This window comes from Parasphingopyxis sp., assembly GCF_028279465.1.
Classification (GTDB): Bacteria; Pseudomonadota; Alphaproteobacteria; order Sphingomonadales; family Sphingomonadaceae; genus Parasphingopyxis.
Window position 1 is genome coordinate 230273 of the sequence record NZ_JANQNS010000014.1, and the last position, 18080, is coordinate 248352.

Below are 18080 nucleotides of genomic sequence, written 5' to 3' on the forward strand. Positions count from 1 at the left end.
AGTGGGATTGCTTCATGACGGATACGGTTGACGGGCGCGACGGCGCCGAAGCGGAAAGTCCTGCGCCCGACGCGGCCGCGCAAGACCCCGAAAAAGCCACGCCTTATGCCTGGTATGTCCTGTCCGTTCTGGTTGTTATCTATATCCTGAACTTCATCGACCGGCAGATCCTTGCGATCCTTGCCGAAGATATCAAAGCCGATCTCGGTATTTCGGATGCGGCGCTCGGCTTTCTCTACGGCACGGCTTTCGGCGTATTCTACGCGCTGTTCGGCATTCCGCTCGGCAAGCTGGCGGACAGCTGGCACCGCGTCCGGCTGATGACGGCGGGGCTTGCGCTCTGGTCGGCGATGACCGCGCTGTCAGGTTTTGCGAAGAATTTCACTATCCTGTCGGTCGCGCGGATCGGCGTCGGCGTCGGCGAAGCGAGCGCCAGCCCAAGCGCTTACTCCCTGATTTCCGACTATTTTCCGAAGAAGATGCGGGCGACGGCGCTCGCCATCTATTCGTCCGGCCTGTATATCGGCGGCGGTATATCGCTGCTGATCGGCGGCCTGATCGTCGAGCGTTGGAACGCCGCCTATCCGGTCGATGCGCCGCTGGGGCTGGCCGGTTGGCAGGCGGCCTTTCTTATCGTCGGCCTGCCGGGTCTTCTACTGGCGCTGCTCGTCCTCACCCTGCGCGAACCGATGCGCGGGGAGAGCGAGGGTTTACCGACCCCGCCCCCGCCTGATCCGTTCCGCGGTTTTTTCCGCGAACTTTACGCAATCATTCCGCCCTTCACACTTATCGCAGCGGCCCAGCGCAGCCCGAAGGCGCTGATGGTCAACGTGACTGCCGCGCTGGTCGCCGCAGCGATCGCCTATGCGATGGTGCAGGTCACCGGCAACCTGCCGCAATGGATCGCGGTCGGCGTCGGCTATTATGCGATCTTCTCTTGGGCGGTCAGCTTGCGGCATCGCGATCCACCGGCTTTTGCCCTGATCTGGGGCAGCCGCGCCTTTATGACGACGATCCTCGGCTACGGCATGGTCGCTTTCATCGCCTATGCCGTCGGCTTCTGGACCGCGCCCTATGCGATGCGCGTGCTCGGTGAATCGCCCAGCATGGTCGGCTTCCTGATCGGCGGCCCGGCCGCGCTGGCCGGTTTCCTCGGTGTGATCCTTGGCGGCCGCATGGCGGACTGGCTGCGGCAAAAGAGCGATGCCGGCCGCATCTATGTGATATTGTTCGGCCTGCTCGCGCCCGTCATCCCGCTGATCATCGCCTTTACGACATCAAGCCTGATCGCCTTTTACGTGCTCAGCTTCGTTATTAGCCTGCTCGCCAGCACGGCGCTCGGCGCTGCCGCGGCAACGACGCAGGATCTCGTGCTGCCGCGCATGCGCGGTACGGCCACGGCAACCTTCTTCCTGTCGACCACGTTGATCGGACTCGCGCTTGGACCATATTTGGCTGGCCAGGTTTCCACGGCAACGGGCAGCCTCTCTACCGGCGTGCTGAGCCTGCTGGTCGCTGCGCCTATCGGCACGGTATTGCTCTTGATCGCAATCCGGACTGTGCCCGAAGCGGAGCGCACCGTCGTGGAACGCGCCAAAGCGGCTGGCGAAGAAATCGATGTCTGACCTGCGGCGATAACCCCTCGCGGAAGCGGCCTTGGCGTCGGCAACGATCGCCTATGGCATTTTCCGGCACCCGGACGCTATAGGGTCGCGCGACAGAGTTTCGCTGCAGAACAAGGACAACAGAATGAACGCAGCGCCGGATTTGCGCATTGCCGTGATCGGCCTCGGCTATGTCGGCCTGCCGCTGGCGATCGCCCTGGCCGAGAAATTCACGGTCCTCGGGATCGATACAAGCGCCAGCCGGATCGCAGAATTGCGCGACGGGCACGACCGCACCGGGGAGATTGACGATGCCGTTCTCAGCGGCTCGACCTTACAGATTTGCGCGGAGCCGAACGAAGCGGCCGGGGCGGACATCTTCATCGTTGCCGTACCGACGCCGGTCGATGCCGACAAACAGCCCGATCTGACCGCCCTGCGCGCAGCAACACGGCTGGTCGCGCCGCTGCTCGACGCCGCGAACCATCCGATCATCGTTTACGAATCGACTGTCTATCCGGGTGTGACCGAGGACATCTGCGGGCCTGCGCTCGAACAGGAATCGGGGCTCACGCGCGGTTCCGATTTCTTCCTCGGCTATTCGCCCGAGCGCATCAATCCCGGCGATCGCGAACACAGCATCGATAGGATCGTCAAAGTCGTCGCGGGCGAAAATGCGGAGGTCACCGATCGGCTCGCGGGCATCTACGGCGCAATCACCGAGGCCGGCGCGTTCAAGGCCGCTTCGATCAAGGCGGCGGAGGCGGCCAAGGTTATCGAGAACGCGCAGCGCGACATCAATATCGCCTTCATGAACGAAATCGCGCGGGTGTTCGGGCCTTTGGGCCTGTCGACATGGGATGTTTTGGAGGCAGCGCAGACCAAATGGAACTTCCTGCCTTTCACGCCGGGGCTGGTCGGCGGCCACTGTATCGGCGTCGACCCCTATTATCTCAGCCATTGCGCGGAGCAGCTCGGCCATGATCCGCAGGTCATATTGGCGGGCCGGAGCATCAACGACTCGATGGGCGCATGGGTCGCGGATCAGCTTCATGCGCGGCGCAGCGGAGAGGCTGGCACTGTTCTGGTGCTAGGCCTTACGTTCAAGGAAGATGTGCCGGACCTGCGCAATTCACGGGTGATCGATGTGATCGAGCGGCTCAAATCGCTGGGCCATGATGTGCGCGCGCATGATCCGCTCGCCGATCCGGACGAGGCTGAAGCGGAATATGGGGTCGCACTGGAAACCGGAGCACCTGCGGGCACTCACGATCTGGTTTTCGCTGCTGTGCCGCACCGGACCTATCGCGAGATGCCCGACGAGGCGATTATCGGACTCGTCCGAGAGGCCGGGCTCATCGCTGACCTGAAAAATATGTGGCGCGACCGGAATTTCGGCGGAGTCGATCGCTGGACGCTCTAGCGCTCCAGCAAGGCTTCGACGACGGCAACATCCTCGGGCGTATCCACGCCCGGCCCGGTCGGTTCGGTCTCGATGAGGCGGATCTTCGTGCCCGCCGCCAGATAGCGTAATTGCTCGAGCGCTTCGGCGCGTTCCTCGGCCGGAACCGGGAGCTTAGCGAAACCGAGCAAGGCATCCCGGCGATAAGCGTAAATCCCGGCATGCTGGAAATAGCGCGCATCCTCGGCATGGCGCGGATGGGGTATGCGCGCACGGCTGAAATAGAGGGCATCGCCCATCGCATCGCGAACGACCTTCACGCGGTTCGGATTCTCGGCCTCCTCCGCCGATAGCGGATGGCAGAGGCTCGCAACCTCGACCGCCGCATCACTGCGCATCAGCATCGCCAGCCGATCGAGATCGCTCGGACGCACCAGCGGTTCGTCGCCCTGCACGTTGATAACCACATCGGCATCGATACACGCGGCAACTTCGGCGATGCGGTCGCTGCCGCTTTCATGGTCGGCGCGGGTCATTTCCACCTGCCCGCCGAAATCCTGCACGACCGATGCAATCCGGTCATCATCGGTAGCGACGATCACCGCGTCTATTTCCTTCGCCGCGCATACTATGTTCCACACGCGCTCGATCATCGGCGTTCCGGCTATCGGCGTCAGCGCCTTGCCGGGAAAGCGCGAGGATGCCCAGCGCGTCGGGATGATGGCAACGACTTTCATCGCCGGGCCTTTACCGGCTTTTCGAGATCGCCGCGATGGCTTTGAGGTCCGCCAGAAGATCGGGCAGCCATTCGAACGGTAGCATATTCGGTCCGTCGCACGGCGCGTTATCGGGATCGGGATGCGTTTCCATGAAAACGCCAGACACAGCGCCCGTAGCCACCGCCGCGCGCGCCAGAGCGGGAGCGTGTTGGCGTTCACCGCCACTGCTTTCGCCCTTGGCGCCCGGCAATTGCACCGAATGGGTCGCATCGAAAACAACCGGGCAACCGCTTGTCTCGCGCATAATCGTCAGTCCGCGCATATCGACGACGAGATTGCCATAGCCGAAGGTCGAACCACGCTCGCAGACGAAGAAACTGCGTGGCACGCCGGCTTCGTCGGCCGCGATATTCGCCTTCTCAATGACCTTGGCCATATCCCAGGGCGCGAGAAACTGGCCTTTCTTGATATTCACCGGCTTGCCTGCAGCTGCAACCGCCGCAATGAAATCGGACTGGCGGCACAAAAAGGCCGGCGTCTGGAGCATATCGACCACTTCGGCCGCTGGCGCGACCTGGCTCGTATCATGCACATCGGTGATAACGGGAACGCCCAGCGTTTCCCGGATTTCGGCGAGGATCGAAAGCCCTTCATCAAGCCCGACCCCCCGAAAACTGCTCGCGGACGTCCGGTTCGCTTTGTCAAAGGAGGATTTATAAACGAGCCCCACACCGGCATCGGCGAAGATATCGCGCAGCTGCTCGGCCGTTTCCAGCGCGAAACCGCGCGATTCGATGGCGCATGGCCCGGCGAGTACGAAAAGATTTTCCCCCGCCCAGGGCGAGGGCAGCGGATCAGTCATGGATCTGGATGACGCCCAGCACTTTTTTCGCCGGATCGGCGACGACGAGCGCTGTGATACGCGCTTCGTGCATCTTCGCATCGGCTTCGTAAAGCGTCGCATCAGGTCCGATCGTCAGCGGATCAGGCGTCATGATATCCTTGGCCTGCATTTGACCGAACTCTTCGGTCTGCTCCAGCCCGCGCCGCAAATCGCCATCGGTGACGATGCCGCAGAGCGTTTGATCCGCCATGACCAACACAAGGCCAAGGCTGCCATCCGACATGATCGGGAGCATTTCTTTTACCGTCATATCGGGCGCACAGAGCGGAAGATCCGTTTTGTGCATCGCATCGCGCACCGGCGTCTTGAGGCGTTTCCCAAGTTTTCCGCCCGGATGATATTGCGCAAAATCCGATGCCCGGAAGCCGCTTGCTTCGCCGAGCGCGATCGCCAGCGCGTCGCCCATCGCCATGGCGACGATCGTCGACGTTGTCGGTGCCAGATTGTGCATGCAGGCTTCGCGCTCGACCGATCCGTCGAGCACGATGTCCGACTGTCGGGCCAGCGTGGAACGCAAATTGCCGGTAATCGAAATGATCGGCACTTTGAGAGACCGGAGATAGGGAATGAGGCCGAGCACCTCGTCGGTCTCGCCACTCGCCGAAATCAGGAGCGCGCTGTCACCGCGCGTAATCATGCCGAGATCGCCATGGCCGGCGTCCGCGCTGTGCACGAAGATGCTCGGTGTTCCGAGAGAGGCTAGCGTCGCGCTGATCTTGCGCGCCACGAGCCCGGATTTGCCCATGCCCGAGACGACGACGCGGCCGCTGCGCCCCAGAATCAGGTTCACGGCCTCGCCGAAATGATCGTCGATCCGGCTCGCAAGCGTTGCAACGGCGGCCGCATTTATCGAAAGCGCGTGTGCGGCGACCTTGATCGGACTTGTGAGTCGGTCCCGCGAATCAATATGAGTACGCACTACTGAGTCGGTCATTCGGGCCCCTTTAGCGACCGGTCTGCAGCATTTTAGCCACAATTCGCCGATCTAATCGATAAATTACTGACTTTTGCAGCTTCTACTGATGACTTTGCCGTTGCGCAACAATAGTACATGACCTCGCGGGCGCAGAGGGAGTGAGTGATTATGCGTAGCTCAGCGCTACCGCCCAAGCTGGTATCCGACAATAGCGCGATATCCACACAACAGGATCCGCTTCCCGATACCCTCCCGGCGATCCCGGAAGATGCGCCTTACTGTTTTCGCGACCGCAACATTTTGATGCTTCAGGGCCCCGTGGGGCCGTTTTTCCTGCGCTTGGCCAAAGACCTGCAATGGGCGGGCGCCAATGTCCACAAGATCAATTTCAATGGCGGCGACTGGTTCTATTTTCCGGCCAATGCGACAAGTTTTTCCGATTCGCTCGACAAATTTCCCAAATTTCTGAACCGGGTCTGCGAAGAAAAGCGGATCGATACGATCATACTGTTCGGCGATTGCCGAAAAATGCACCGGTTGGCGAGCGAGGTGGCGGCCGAGCGCGATATCGAAGTTCTCGTGTTCGAAGAAGGGTATATCCGGCCCGATTACATCACGATGGAAAGCCATGGCGTGAACGGCCGCAGCAATATGCCGCGATCGGGAATTTTCTATCTCAATGCGCATGCGCCCGAGCCACCCCAGACCAATACGGTCGGCAAATCGATCTGGCATGCGACAGGCTGGGCGTTCACCTATTATTTCTGGGCGATCATCCTCTGGCCCTTCTTCCCGCGCTACCGGCACCATAGGCCGCTGAGCTGGTTCGAGGGGCTAGCCTGGGTGCTCGGCGCCGGGCGCAAATTTTGGTACCGCTGGAAAAACAGTTCGGACATCGCGATGCTGTCCGGCGATGCGCCGCCGCCCTTCTTCCTCGTGCCGCTGCAAGTGCATAACGACGCGCAGATCGGGGTGCATTCAGAGTTCGAAACGGTCGAGGATTTTATCCGGTACGTCGTCCGTTCGTTCGCGGATCATGCGCCAGAGGATACGCTGCTGGTGCTTAAGCACCATCCGATGGATCGGCCATATGCCGATTATTCCCGCTTGGTCCGGTCTTTACGCGAAAAATCGGGGCTGGGACGGCGGCTCATCTATGTTCACGATCCCCATCTGCCGACGCTCATCCAGAACGCGAAGGGCATGGTCACGATCAACAGCACCACGGGCCTGTCGTCGATCCATCATGGCAAGCCGACGCTCGCGCTTGGGGACGCCGTCTATTGTATCGACGGCCTGACCGCATCGACCTCGCTCGATGCCTTCTGGACGACAGCCGATGCATTTACGGTGCACCCGGAGCTGTATCGCAATTTCCGTAGCCAGATCATCTACCGGACCCAGCTCAACGGCAATTTCTACCGTCGTCTCAAGATCCCCGGTACACTCGCCGGTATCGACTGGACCCGCGGGAAATAGCGCGAAGCAAGTCTCGAAAAACTAGCGGAATACTGCGGCGGCAGCGATGCCGACCTGGGCAAAGACCTGCGTGATATCCCGGATGAATTGCAAGGTCTGGCCCGGCGCTTTCGGCGGCACCAGAATGCGGTCGCCAGCGCGCACGGCCCCGCCGCGCTGGACGCTGCCATCCGGATGGATCACGAGCGTGTCGGACCGGTTCGCCAGATTGGTGAAGCCCCCTGCCCTGCGCACATAGTCGCGCGCATCGTTGCCCGGCGTCCACAGCAACGTCTGCGGCAGTTCGACCTCACCGGCAACCACAACCGTCTGATTGATATAGGGAATCACGATCACATCGTCGGGTTCGAGCAAAACGCCGTTGAGATCGGCGTCATCGGGAAAGGCCACGAGGCCACGCGGTTCGACCAGCCGAGCCCGCTGGATAAACTCGCCCAGCGCCGACGCCTGCGCTGCACGCGCCTGCGCGGATGCCGCAGAGGTGGATGGCGCGGTGTAAATCGCGCGTTCCAGCCGCGCGAGATTCTCCTGCAGCAACACACGCTGCGTTTCCGCAATACTCTGCCGTTCGAGATGGATCATCGGCACATCGGCCAAGACATCGAGTGGGATCCGCGCGAGCAGCGGCCCAAGATAGTCTCCGCGCTGCACGACATAGGCCGACGGCCCGTCATGCGCGCCCATTACGCGGACTATAAAGGTGCCGGACGGGGCATCGGCCTCATATTGAACACGATCGCCATCGGCGAGCGCCATCATGGCGAACTCCTCACGCGTCACATAGGCATTGAACGGCACCCCGTCGCGCGTGCCCAATATCGACACATGGGTGACCTCTGGCCGCGGCCGCGAATATTGCAGCAGTTCCGCGCCAGTTGCCGCGAGATTTGCGAATTCGAATGTGTAGGGCGCACGGGCATCGCCGCTCACCGATACGACCGGCCCTTGCTGGCCGACCACGATCACATCGCCATTGCGCAGGTCTACGGCCGCGAGATCGCCGTTAAGCAGGAAGTCATACAGGTCGATCGATGCCATCGTTTCGCCGTTCCGGCGGATGATGATGTGCCTATAGCTGCCGCGATCAGGATCGATTCCGCCGGCATTCTGCAGAAACCCGATGGCGGATGCCTGGCTGGTCGCCGTATGACCGCCGGGCCGGAGAACGGGGCCGGTGACGAACACCTGGATCTCGCCCGCATTGGCGACTGTCGCATAGACCTGAACGGTCGACTGATAGACTTGCGAGGCGGCAGCGCCAACGACGCTGTCGACATCGGCCGCCCGGGTTCCGGCAATCTGAACTGGCCCTACATTGGGCAGGGCGATATTGCCTTCCGGGTCTACGACGAGGCTCGCCGTTTCGTTGACCAACCCGTAGGTCGTGACCGACACGACATCGCCGGGCTGGATCACATAATTCGGATCGGAAACGCCTTCTGCGGAAGCGGCAGTATTATTCTGAAACAGCTCGGACCCGAACGGCGGAGGGCGACGCCCAGCCAGCTGGTCCTGCCGCAAAGTCCGCTGCTGACGTTCCGCGCCGCGCTGGTCGTCGGTAATCACTGCGGCCGGTGCCGAACCCGCGCCAACCGCACTGGCCCCCGAGTCATCGTCAATCTGGGCAATGGCCGGAACCGCAGAGGATGCGAGGATCAAGCCAATTAGCAGGGCGGACAAGCGGGCAAAGAGATGCACAAACAGGGTCATTCCATATGGTCCTTGACGACGGAATAGCCGAGCATCGCGATAGCCATCAACACAGCCGCCCCGAGAGCAAAAGCGAATATGTTGATGAACCGTTCCCAATAATTGGAAATCTCGGCAAGGCGCGGCGGCACGAACGCGACGAGATAGCGCCGTTCGTTGGCCCTTTGCGCGATGGCCTGGCGCTCCGCCTGGATCGCGGCATAATAGGCCTGTTGAGCGAATTCATAGTCGAGCAAGGCGGTCTGCGCGCGCACGTCTCGCGATGCCTCGGACACGCCGAAACCGCCCCGCGCGTCATCGAGCGCAACCTCGCGCTGCCGTTCCAGCGCCGCGATGCGCTCATCCATCGCCCGGATTTGTGGAGAATCCGGTCGGAATTGGGCGATTGCGGCCGCGCGCTCGACACGCGCATTGGCGAGCTGCCCTTCGATCTGCCCGACCAGCCCGACTTGCTGCGCGGCCTCGCCTTCCAATGTCGTGGCGCGAGTGGCACGCGATTCGATCACGCGCTGCCGCGCTTCATTGTAAGCGTCGCGGCGAGATGCGACCTCTTCGCCTGCCACACGGACGGCTTCGTCTTGCACCCGACCGTTCAACGCATTCACCACATTTTCCGTTTCGGTTAGCACGCCCTCGGCAAGGCGCAGCGAATCCTGTGGCGTGAACGCCCGCACATCGACGGTAATAATTCGAGAAGTCGCATCATAATTGGCGACGACCTGACCGCGCCAGAATTGGGTCTTGTCCTCGATCGCAGCCGAAGGCGAAACGCGGGCAAAGGGATCAAAGCTCCAATTGCCGAACGCGGCATCGAAACCGTAATCTGCCTCGAGCCGTCGGACCAGCGCACTCGACATAACAAATTCGGTGATGACGAGCCCGTCATTGGCCGTCGGCGTAACCGCAGGCAACCCGATGCCGCCAAGCAGATCGGGCGGTTGCTGATCGAGACCCTGAACCGTGAACATCATCTCCGTGCGATATTCGGGACGGGCCATAAGGGCATAGTAGATGAACACCAGCAATGTCGGTATCGCGATGCCAGCTGCAACGATGCGAAAACGCACGCGGCGCCGGGCGTGACGATCGCCTGCCTCGTCCGGCGAGACTCGAAACCACGCTTTTGCGCGATCGAGCAGTTCGGCGCGATTCATCAAGCCGTTACCTCTTCATAATAATCGGTTGCTTCTTCGACGCTATCGAACAATTTTAACTGGCCCTTATGGACGACACCTCCACGATCGCAAAAATTACGGATCGCATTCGGCATGTGAGAGGTCATCAATATGTCGGATTCTTCCCTGCGGCGCTCGAACTCAGCCCGGCATTTTTCCTGAAATCTGTAATCGCCTGCGGCCAGCGACTCGTCGATCACATAAACCTGAAATCTGATAGCCATGCTGAGACCGAATGCCAATCGAGACTTCATGCCTGAAGAATAGGTTCTAAGCGGTTCGTGAATCGCGTTACCGATTTCGGCAAAGTCTTCCACGAAATCAGATATTTCCTTAATATCAGCATCATAGATGCGACAGACGAAACGCAAATTCTCCATACCCGTCAGCGAGCTGTTGAACGAGGAGACGAAACCCAGCCGCCAGCTGATCGACACGTCTTTGCGCACATCACCGAAGGTCGGCCGCTCGGCTCCACAGATAATGCGCAACAAGGTCGACTTGCCAGCGCCGTTAATGCCGAGAATGCCATAGCTGTGCCCGCGCTCGAACACCGCATTTACATCGTTCAATACAGTCTTCTTACCCGCGCGCCTGGATCGATATACCTTAGTGATATTATGAAGTTCGATAGCCATGATGGTCAGCTTACAATCTCTTCGTCGCCGGTAAGCAGCAGCATACGATCTATAATCAGACCGATAATCAGGGCGATCGTGGCGAAGGTCATGGGAAACAGAATGGAATAGACAGAACTGTCGAACGTCGGGATCATCGCTGAACGCAACCATTCGACCATATGCGCAACCGGGTTGTAGGCCATATATTGCCTGAAACCGCTCGGGAGCTGCTCCAGCGTAAAAAAGATCCCGGACAATATCCAGATCGGGCGGCTCATATACGACCATATATTCTGCCAGACGGGCAATATGCGCGCGAGGCTGGAGCTCAAAAAACAGCAACCGAGCGTGAAATAGAGCAAACCAAGCGTAGCGAGAAGCAATCGCGGCGGATCGCCAAAGAACCATGTCGGCGAAATGCCGAGGAGAATGTTGAGCCCGATCAAGAAAAGGACGAACACGATCACCGTCGTCGCCGCTTCGAGGAGCAACCGGCCGATTACGACGTCCGCCGGCATAACCTGCGGATAGGTCAACAAGCCAAGGCTGGCGCTGACGGCACTGGCAGCCTGCCCAACGGCACCACGCCAAAAGAATAGCGGAATGATACCGCTCACGAAGAATACGACAATTGGGCCGGGGATCGGAGACGACCGGCCGAGCAGCGAGAAAATCGCGACAAAAATGGCGGTCGTGACCAGTGGATCGATGATCGCCCAGGTATAGCCGATTTTGGAACTGCCATAGCGCGTACGCGCCTCGCGTATCATGATTGCGTGGATTACGCGGCCCATGACCGCGAGCGATCGGCTCAACTCGGAGAACCATGCCGCGCTGAACGGAGCGCGGTCTACATCTCTGCTGGGAAGCGGATCGACCATTCTCTTACGCGGTTATACTCGGCTGACCGACGCCAACATAGCGTAGGCCTGCTTGGGCCGCCTCCTCGCCGGAATAGATGTTACGCAGATCGACGAGAATGGGCTGGTTCAATATGTCCGCCATACGCGAAAGGTCGAGCGCCCGGAACTGGTCCCACTCGGTCACAATCACGAGCGAGTCCGCGCCTTCGGCCGCGACATAGGGATCTTCGCAAAACTCAACATTTTCCAGCACCAGCTTGGCCTGTTCCACGCCTTCGGGATCATAAGCCCGGACCCGGGCCCCTTCGTCCTGCAGCGCCTGGACGATCGATATGGACGGCGAATCGCGCATATCGTCGGTGTTCGGCTTGAACGTAAGGCCCAATAGCGCGATTGTCTTCCCGCGCACATCTCCGTTCATCGCTTTTATGACCTTGCGTCCCATCGCACGTTTGCGCGCATCGTTGACCTTCACCACCGATTCGACGATCCGCAACGGCACCTGCACGTCTTCGGCCGTCTTCAACAGCGCTAGCGTATCCTTGGGAAAGCAGGAACCGCCATAACCCGGTCCGGCATGCAGGAACTTCGGGCCGATGCGGTTATCGAGGCCTATGCCGCGCGATACGGACTGAACATCCGCGCCGACGACTTCGCAGAGATCCGCCATCTCGTTGATAAAAGTGATCTTGGTCGCGAGAAAGGCGTTGGCCGCATATTTGATAACCTCGGCCGTGCGCCGTGTCGTGAAGAGCAGCGGGGCCTTGTTGAGATTGAGCGGCCGGTAGATCGCCTCAAGCACATCGCGCGCATGGTCATCCTCGACGCCCACAACAATGCGGTCGGGATGTTTGAAATCATTGATAGCGGCGCCCTCGCGCAGAAATTCCGGGTTGGAGGCGACGGAAACCTGAGCTTCCGGCGCAGTTTCGCGGATCAGCCGCTCCACCTCGTCGCCCGTGCCAACGGGCACCGTCGATTTGGTGACGACGACCGCCGGACCGGTCAGCGCTGTGGCGATTTCGCGCGCAGCCGCATGGACATAGGATAGGTCGGCATGCCCGTCGCCGCGCCGCGATGGCGTGCCAACCGCGATGAAAATCGCATCGGCCCCGGCCACGGCCTCGGCCAGTTCGGTCGTGAAAGTCAGTCGCCCGCCGCGCACATTATGCTCGACCAGTGCCTCCAGACCCGGTTCGTAGATCGGCATCACGCCCTTGTGCAGCGCGGCTATCTTGTCCGCATCTTTGTCGACGCAGACGACCTGATGGCCGAAATCCGAAAAACAAGCCCCTGAGACGAGCCCCACATAGCCCGTGCCAATCATCGCAATACGCATCGTCAATGTCCTAGAAAAACCCGGCCGCTGTTACAACAGGCGCCAAAAGAGCGCCACCCCGGCAAGCATAGAGGTCAACTGCTATACCTTGAAGATCGATTGATAAACGGCAGCGAGAGATATGCCATCCTTGGCCCGTATCGGGCGACCGCTTTCCGGCTCGTCCAGACGCTTTCGCAGGATTTTATGCCATTCGCCTGTGTCCGGCAGGATCGAGACTGCATCGGCGTTCCAGATTGCTTGGGCATCCCAGCCAGCCCGGGTCGCGAGAAGCGGCCGACCCAAGCCAATCGCGATCTCCATGATCGATCCGGTTTCTGAACCGAGCACTTCCTCGCCAAAACGCGGCGCGAGTAGGAAATCACACGCCGCAAGCAGCGCCGGCCAGCGGGCCGGTGGCGGAAGTCCGACAAAATGCACGCGATCATCTATGCCGAGACGCCGGGCCTCGCGCGCAGGAGATGCGCTGCCGGAGCCTCGTCCGAATATGATCAGCTGAACCGCTTCGTCGTCCTGCGTGATCGCATTGAAGCTCTCAAGGCATACCTGTAGCCCCGGGTCCGCGTCGAGCGTCGCGATACAGCCGATCGTCCGCACGCCGGGTCGCGCGCCATATTCTGTCAGCGCCGCGGCGACCGCCTCGTCGCTGACCTGCGGGACGGCTGTTTCGTCGCCATTGTTCACTAGGCTGTGCTCGACACCCAGAGTATCCAGATGACGCGCCATCGACCGGCTCCGCGTCAGGATCGCATCAGCGCCGCCGCCCAAACCCCGTAATCGGAGCGAATCCGCTTTCGCGCGTTCGCTATCCGGCAATTTGACCAGCGGCAAAGGCGGGTGCGCAAGATCGACGAGTATCTGGCATCCCGCTGCGCAGGCATCGGTTGCTAAGGCACACGCCATGGCGAGCGTATCGACGAAGATATGTGCGCAGGCGTAGCAGGAGAGATCGCCCTTTTCCGTAGGGTCGATCACCGCGACCGACATGCCGGCCGCAGACGCAGCCGCTCGCGCCGCCGCAATCTGCGGCGAAGCCGCCCATCGCGGTGCGCACAGTATCGCGAGATCGGTTTCGCGCACCGCATCATCGGTGGCGGAACGCGGCGGCATCTCCCAAACGCCGCGATTCAGAAGCGCGGCGTCCTCTGCAATATAATCGCATGTTCGAAGCTGCGCATCGGAGAGCGTCAGATGATCGCGGATGGTCGCGCACAAACGCGCCGGCGCCGCTACGAGGCCCGTCTCGTACAATCGGATCGCCAGTGGGAACAGGCGTGGGTCGCCCGGCGATAGAGCTGCCGCGTCGAGCGCAATTCGTCCGGCAGTATCCGGATCGTTATCGAGCACCCAATGCGCCAGTTCGGCAAGCGCGCGCGCCTTGGCCTCGGACGTACCATTCTGCGCGGCAATCCAGCTCTCGGCGGCTTCAGGACCATCGCCTGCGGCGCGCTCAAGCGCCGGATCGACGAGTTGCATCAATGCCGCCGGATTCTCGACGAAACTGTTGGGCACACGTTCCCGGCGTTTCGCCTTCTGCTTGATCCGCAACTGCCGGATTTTGCCGGGCAGCGCGACAATGCCCTTGATGCTGCGCGCCTCGATAAAGGCCCGGCCCAGACCATAGGCCAGCGTACGGCGGGCATTGATAACGCGATGTTCGAGGATGCGCTTCTCCGCGGTCAGCGCCAGAAGCTGGCGCTCCGCCGCTTCACGCGCCGCCCGCTCCTGCTCCAGCGCGTCCTTGGATGGCGGGTTTTCGCGCTTGCTGTTCTCGTCTTCACTAATCGCTTATGTCCTCGATGTCCCCGGTGCGCGTGTCTATGCCGCCCTCGGCGCCTCTGGCAAGCGCGGCGCGTCCAGCCCCGCATGCCGGAACATCCATTCGGCGCGATAGGCATAGCGCTCTTGGCCGAACAGGCCGCCCTCGGCCGCGCGGCTCAGCGATCCGGATTGCCAGCGCGCGACGAGCAGCACGGCCCTGTCGCGATAGACTGACTGCTTGCCGCCGATCATTTCGAGGCGCCCCAGCATTTCGGTATCCGCACCCGTCGCCACTTCCTCAAACGGCCCGGCGGCGATCAGCGTCTCGCGACGCAAACACATCGTGATCGGCACGGGCCGGACGATCGGGAATATGCGCGGTGCGACTGGTCGCCCGGCCTCGTCCATGCGAATATGGTTGGCGATGGCAACGGCGTGATCACATAGCCCTTCAAGCTGCCGAGCTATGCGCTCGGGCGGCGACCAGTCATCGGCATCGAGAAAAGTGATGTACGTGCCCGTCGCCGCATCGATGGCCGTATTGCGCGCGCCATAGACCCCCGCCCCGCGCCGGTTCGACAAGGCGACGATCCGCTCATCCGATTCCGCGAGCCGCTGCGCGATCCCCGGGCCAGTATCGGTCGATCGATCATCGACGGCGAGGATTTCGACGTTGCGCCAGCTTTGCCGGGCTATGGATCGGATCGCCGTTTCGAGCGTCGCCTCCGCATCGCGATAGGGGATTATGACCGAGACTTTCGGCCCCTCCCCCACGGCCGCGGTATCACCGCCAAGATCGTCAAGACCGAACGGACCGGTTCCATCGGAGAGCACCGCGCCGAGCCTGTCATGCGCGAACATCGCGTTCAGCGCCTTGCGCGCGGCGCCATGATCGTTCAGCCCGACTGCTGCATTCGCCCGGATAGCAGCGGTCTCCCGCGTCTCGGCCGGGACCGCATGGATAAGCTGCAGCGCCTTTGCCGGGTCATCGAGCGCTAGATGGCAGGAGGCGCGCGCCGCATAATCATTCGGTTCGAGCAGTTCGAGCGCGGCCCGGCAATCGTGCAGCGCGAGCAGCTTCGCCGCCAGTTTCCGTTGACCGCGATCGGCAGACGCAAGTGCGCGCCGCGTGGAAGCATCGGCGTGACCGAGCGCGGCCTTGGCCAGATTGCGGCCGAACCGGGCCTTCGCATCGGGCTCAGGACAATCCAGCGCTAGCGGGTACAGGCCGAGACGGGCGAGCACATAGGGGTCGTCGGGCTCCCCGGCCAGAGCCGCCCAGTGCATCGTCCGCTCCGCCGCCTTGCGCGCCGCCCATGTCCGGATCGGCGGCATCGGCAAGGCCCCAAGCCCGGTGAGCAGCCTGTCACTGAGAAATCGCGGCAGAATCCCTCTCCTGTCGGAATTGCGGCGCGCGCCGCCGCATCCTATTGCTCTGCGCGTGACTGGCAGCTTACCCGCCCCCGTGCAACGCCCGGCCGCGCCGCCGATGGAGGACATGCTCAGCGATGCGCTGGCCCGCGGCGCGCTCGAGCCCGTCGTTTCGCGCCTCACCGAAAGCGAAGCGCTGGCCGAAGCGGCCGCGCTGCTCGAAGAGGCCAATCGCGGCGATTATTCGCGCTGGCTGCTCTCGCGCGCCATCGACCTCACCGTCCAGCATCCGGATAGCGAGGCGCTGCAATGGCATGTCGGCAAGCTCATGGAGCTGACCGGCGATCGCGATAGCGCGCGGCTGTGCTGGCGCGGGATCGCCGAGAGATTTCCCAATTCGCCCAATATTTTACCCGAATATTTTCGGATGACTCTGGAGGCATTCGACCCACCTGTCGCGATGGCGATTCTCGACAGCTATGAGCGCGACGGCGCCGCCCGCGCCGATCCCGAACGGGCAATATTGATCGCGCGATGCCGGGTGCTGAGCGGTGAACCCGAACGCGCGCTTGCCACGCTCGACGCGGTCGACGGCAATACAGATTATGCACCCCGGATCGCGGTCGAGAAGGCAAAGATATTGCGTATGTCGGGCCAGTTCGACGAAGCGCTAAACCTGCTGAAAGACGGTGACACCGCCGCGCACGACCCAGCACTGGCGAAGGACATTAAGCGCGCGGCGACACTGTTTCGCGGACGGCATACGCATGGACCGCCGAGCCTTGCCGCGCTGGAGATGGTGCTGGAGAACGCCCTGGAACGCAGATCGGAGCGGCCACCCGCCCGGCCCGAGAGTATATTGGGCAGTATAGTGTTGATTGGCGGAACGCTGGGCGGCGGCGGTGCCGAGCGGCAACTCGCAAATACCGCGCTCGGCCTCGCCGAACGGGCGAAAAAGAGCGATAGCTTGCACGGCCCGGTGAGCATTTTCTGCCGCAAGCTCGACCGCCGCCGCCGCAACGATTTTTACCTGTCGCGGCTGGAACAAGCGAATATTCGCGTCGCCGACTATCTCTCGGCGCAGCCCTGGGGCGGTGACCGGGAGGTCAGCGCCCCAGCGGATTCGGCCCGCCTGATCGCCGCGCTGCCGGACCGAATGCGCGAGGGCATCATCCGGCTGACCGACATTTTGCGCTATGAATCGCCCGAGGTCGTGCAGATCTGGCAGGACGGCATGATATTCGCGGCCGGGCTCGCCGCCGTGATGGCCGATGTGCCGCGCATCATACTCAATGTGCGGACCATGCCGCCCAATGCGCGGACGGACCGGCAGCGTCCCGAGCAGCGGACCCTCTATCGCGGATTGTTGCAGGCGGAGGGCGTGTCGCTGACCGCCAATTCGCGCATCGCCGCCCGGGCCTATGAGGACTGGCTGGATCTGCCGCAGAACAGCCTATTCACCGTCGCGAACGGCGTCGCGCCGCTTGCTACCGACGCGCCCAAAGCCGAGCAGGGCGTGTGGCGGCGCTTCGATCGCGCGACCGGCTCCGAGGGGTTCGTGCTGGGCGGCGTCATGCGCTTCGACGACAACAAACGGCCACTATTATGGCTGGAGATATGCGCGGCGCTGGCGGAGCGTCTGCCCGATGCGCGTTTCGTGATCGCCGGGCACGGGCCGATACGGCCGGCCGCCGAGCAATTCGCCCGTGCAGCCGGTATTGCGGATCGCACGCTATTCGTCGGGCGCACATCGCATGTCGGCTATTGGCTCAATACCATGGATGCGCTGACCCTGACATCGCGCCATGAAGGCGTGCCCAATGCCCTGATCGAAGCGCAACTCGCAGGATTGCCGGTGGTCACGACGCCGGCCGGCGGGGCGGCCGAAGCGGTCGCGCCGCATCCGGCCAATCGCGTTCTCGCCGATGCGGCATCGCCCGATGTAGCGGAAGCGGCGGATCATCTCGCGAAACTCGCCGCGCAAAGCGATGAAGACCGCAAAGATGCCGGTAAAGCTCTCAAGGCATGGGCAGCGGATCGTTTCTCGATGACGGCCATGGTCGACCGGACGATCGATATTTTCGCGATGCGCTGACGCAGGCCTAACTATCTGGTGTACAAAGAAAAAGGGGCCGGTCTTGCGACCAGCCCCTCTTCTGTTGTGGCTCGCGCCAACACTTACATGCCCAGAAACTACATTCCCGGTCCGTAAGTGAT

Annotated in this window: 14 protein-coding genes; 4 read left to right on the plus strand and 10 right to left on the minus strand. The window is 61.8% G+C overall.

All coding sequences use genetic code 11. The features are described from left to right. The first annotated feature begins 14 nt into the window (after positions 1-14). Positions 15-1625 carry an MFS transporter gene (locus Q0974_RS09270; protein WP_299326825.1) on the plus strand — a complete coding sequence of 537 codons (1611 nt, stop codon included), beginning with the start codon at positions 15-17 and terminating at the stop codon, positions 1623-1625. A 124-nt stretch (positions 1626-1749) separates the two neighbouring features. Then, on the plus strand, positions 1750-3027 hold the full coding sequence (locus Q0974_RS09275) for a nucleotide sugar dehydrogenase (protein ID WP_299326827.1): 1278 nt from the start codon (positions 1750-1752) through the stop codon (positions 3025-3027). On the opposite strand, the gene kdsB is transcribed toward Q0974_RS09275, so the two are convergent. The 3 genes from kdsB to Q0974_RS09290 are packed head-to-tail and all read right to left on the minus strand — an operon-like array spanning position 3024 to position 5563. After that, positions 3024-3743, minus strand: coding sequence for a 3-deoxy-manno-octulosonate cytidylyltransferase (kdsB, locus tag Q0974_RS09280; protein WP_299326829.1), 720 nt, complete (start codon positions 3741-3743; stop codon positions 3024-3026). The two genes, Q0974_RS09275 and kdsB, sit on opposite strands and share 4 nt — an antisense overlap. Positions 3744-3753: 10 nt before the next feature. Next, entirely contained in the window at positions 3754-4587 is an 834-nt protein-coding gene (gene kdsA, locus Q0974_RS09285) for a 3-deoxy-8-phosphooctulonate synthase (RefSeq protein ID WP_299326831.1), read from the minus strand. Continuing rightward, complete coding sequence (locus tag Q0974_RS09290) at positions 4580-5563, minus strand: KpsF/GutQ family sugar-phosphate isomerase (RefSeq protein WP_299326833.1); 984 nt, start codon at positions 5561-5563, stop codon at positions 4580-4582. The genes kdsA and Q0974_RS09290 overlap by 8 nt, the downstream gene beginning before the upstream one ends. Before the next feature lie 150 nt (positions 5564-5713). Here Q0974_RS09290 and Q0974_RS09295 point away from each other — a divergent pair, with 150 nt between their 5' ends. After that, entirely contained in the window at positions 5714-7024 is a 1311-nt protein-coding gene (locus tag Q0974_RS09295; protein ID WP_299326835.1) for a capsular biosynthesis protein, read from the plus strand. A 21-nt stretch (positions 7025-7045) separates the two neighbouring features. Here Q0974_RS09295 and Q0974_RS09300 read toward each other — a convergent pair whose 3' ends face one another. The 7 genes from Q0974_RS09300 to Q0974_RS09330 all read right to left on the minus strand — a co-directional run bounded on the left by Q0974_RS09300 (position 7046) and on the right by Q0974_RS09330 (position 15827). Further along, positions 7046-8734 carry a polysaccharide biosynthesis/export family protein gene (locus Q0974_RS09300; protein ID WP_299326837.1) on the minus strand — a complete coding sequence of 563 codons (1689 nt, stop codon included), beginning with the start codon at positions 8732-8734 and terminating at the stop codon, positions 7046-7048. After that, complete coding sequence (locus Q0974_RS09305; RefSeq protein ID WP_299326839.1) at positions 8731-9891, minus strand: hypothetical protein; 1161 nt, start codon at positions 9889-9891, stop codon at positions 8731-8733. Before Q0974_RS09305 ends, Q0974_RS09300 begins: the two co-directional genes overlap by 4 nt. Next, positions 9888-10547, minus strand: a complete 660-nt coding sequence (locus Q0974_RS09310) for an ABC transporter ATP-binding protein (protein WP_299326841.1) — start codon at positions 10545-10547, stop codon at positions 9888-9890. The genes Q0974_RS09305 and Q0974_RS09310 overlap by 4 nt, the downstream gene beginning before the upstream one ends. 5 nt (positions 10548-10552) lie before the next feature. Beyond that, complete coding sequence (locus Q0974_RS09315; RefSeq protein WP_299326843.1) at positions 10553-11323, minus strand: ABC transporter permease; 771 nt, start codon at positions 11321-11323, stop codon at positions 10553-10555. 91 nt (positions 11324-11414) lie between these two features. Beyond that, positions 11415-12731: a UDP-glucose/GDP-mannose dehydrogenase family protein gene (locus Q0974_RS09320; protein WP_299326845.1), complete on the minus strand. Its 1317-nt coding sequence runs from the start codon at positions 12729-12731 to the stop codon at positions 11415-11417. An 81-nt stretch (positions 12732-12812) separates the two neighbouring features. Further along, a complete protein-coding gene (locus tag Q0974_RS09325) occupies positions 12813-14279 on the minus strand; it encodes a glycosyltransferase (RefSeq protein WP_299326847.1) in 1467 nt (488 codons plus the stop codon). 270 nt (positions 14280-14549) lie between these two features. After that, positions 14550-15827, minus strand: a complete 1278-nt coding sequence (locus tag Q0974_RS09330) for a glycosyltransferase family A protein (protein ID WP_299326849.1) — start codon at positions 15825-15827, stop codon at positions 14550-14552. 106 nt (positions 15828-15933) lie between these two features. Here Q0974_RS09330 and Q0974_RS09335 point away from each other — a divergent pair, with 106 nt between their 5' ends. Next, positions 15934-17958 carry a glycosyltransferase gene (locus tag Q0974_RS09335; RefSeq protein WP_299326851.1) on the plus strand — a complete coding sequence of 675 codons (2025 nt, stop codon included), beginning with the start codon at positions 15934-15936 and terminating at the stop codon, positions 17956-17958. Positions 17959-18080: the final 122 nt, after the last annotated feature.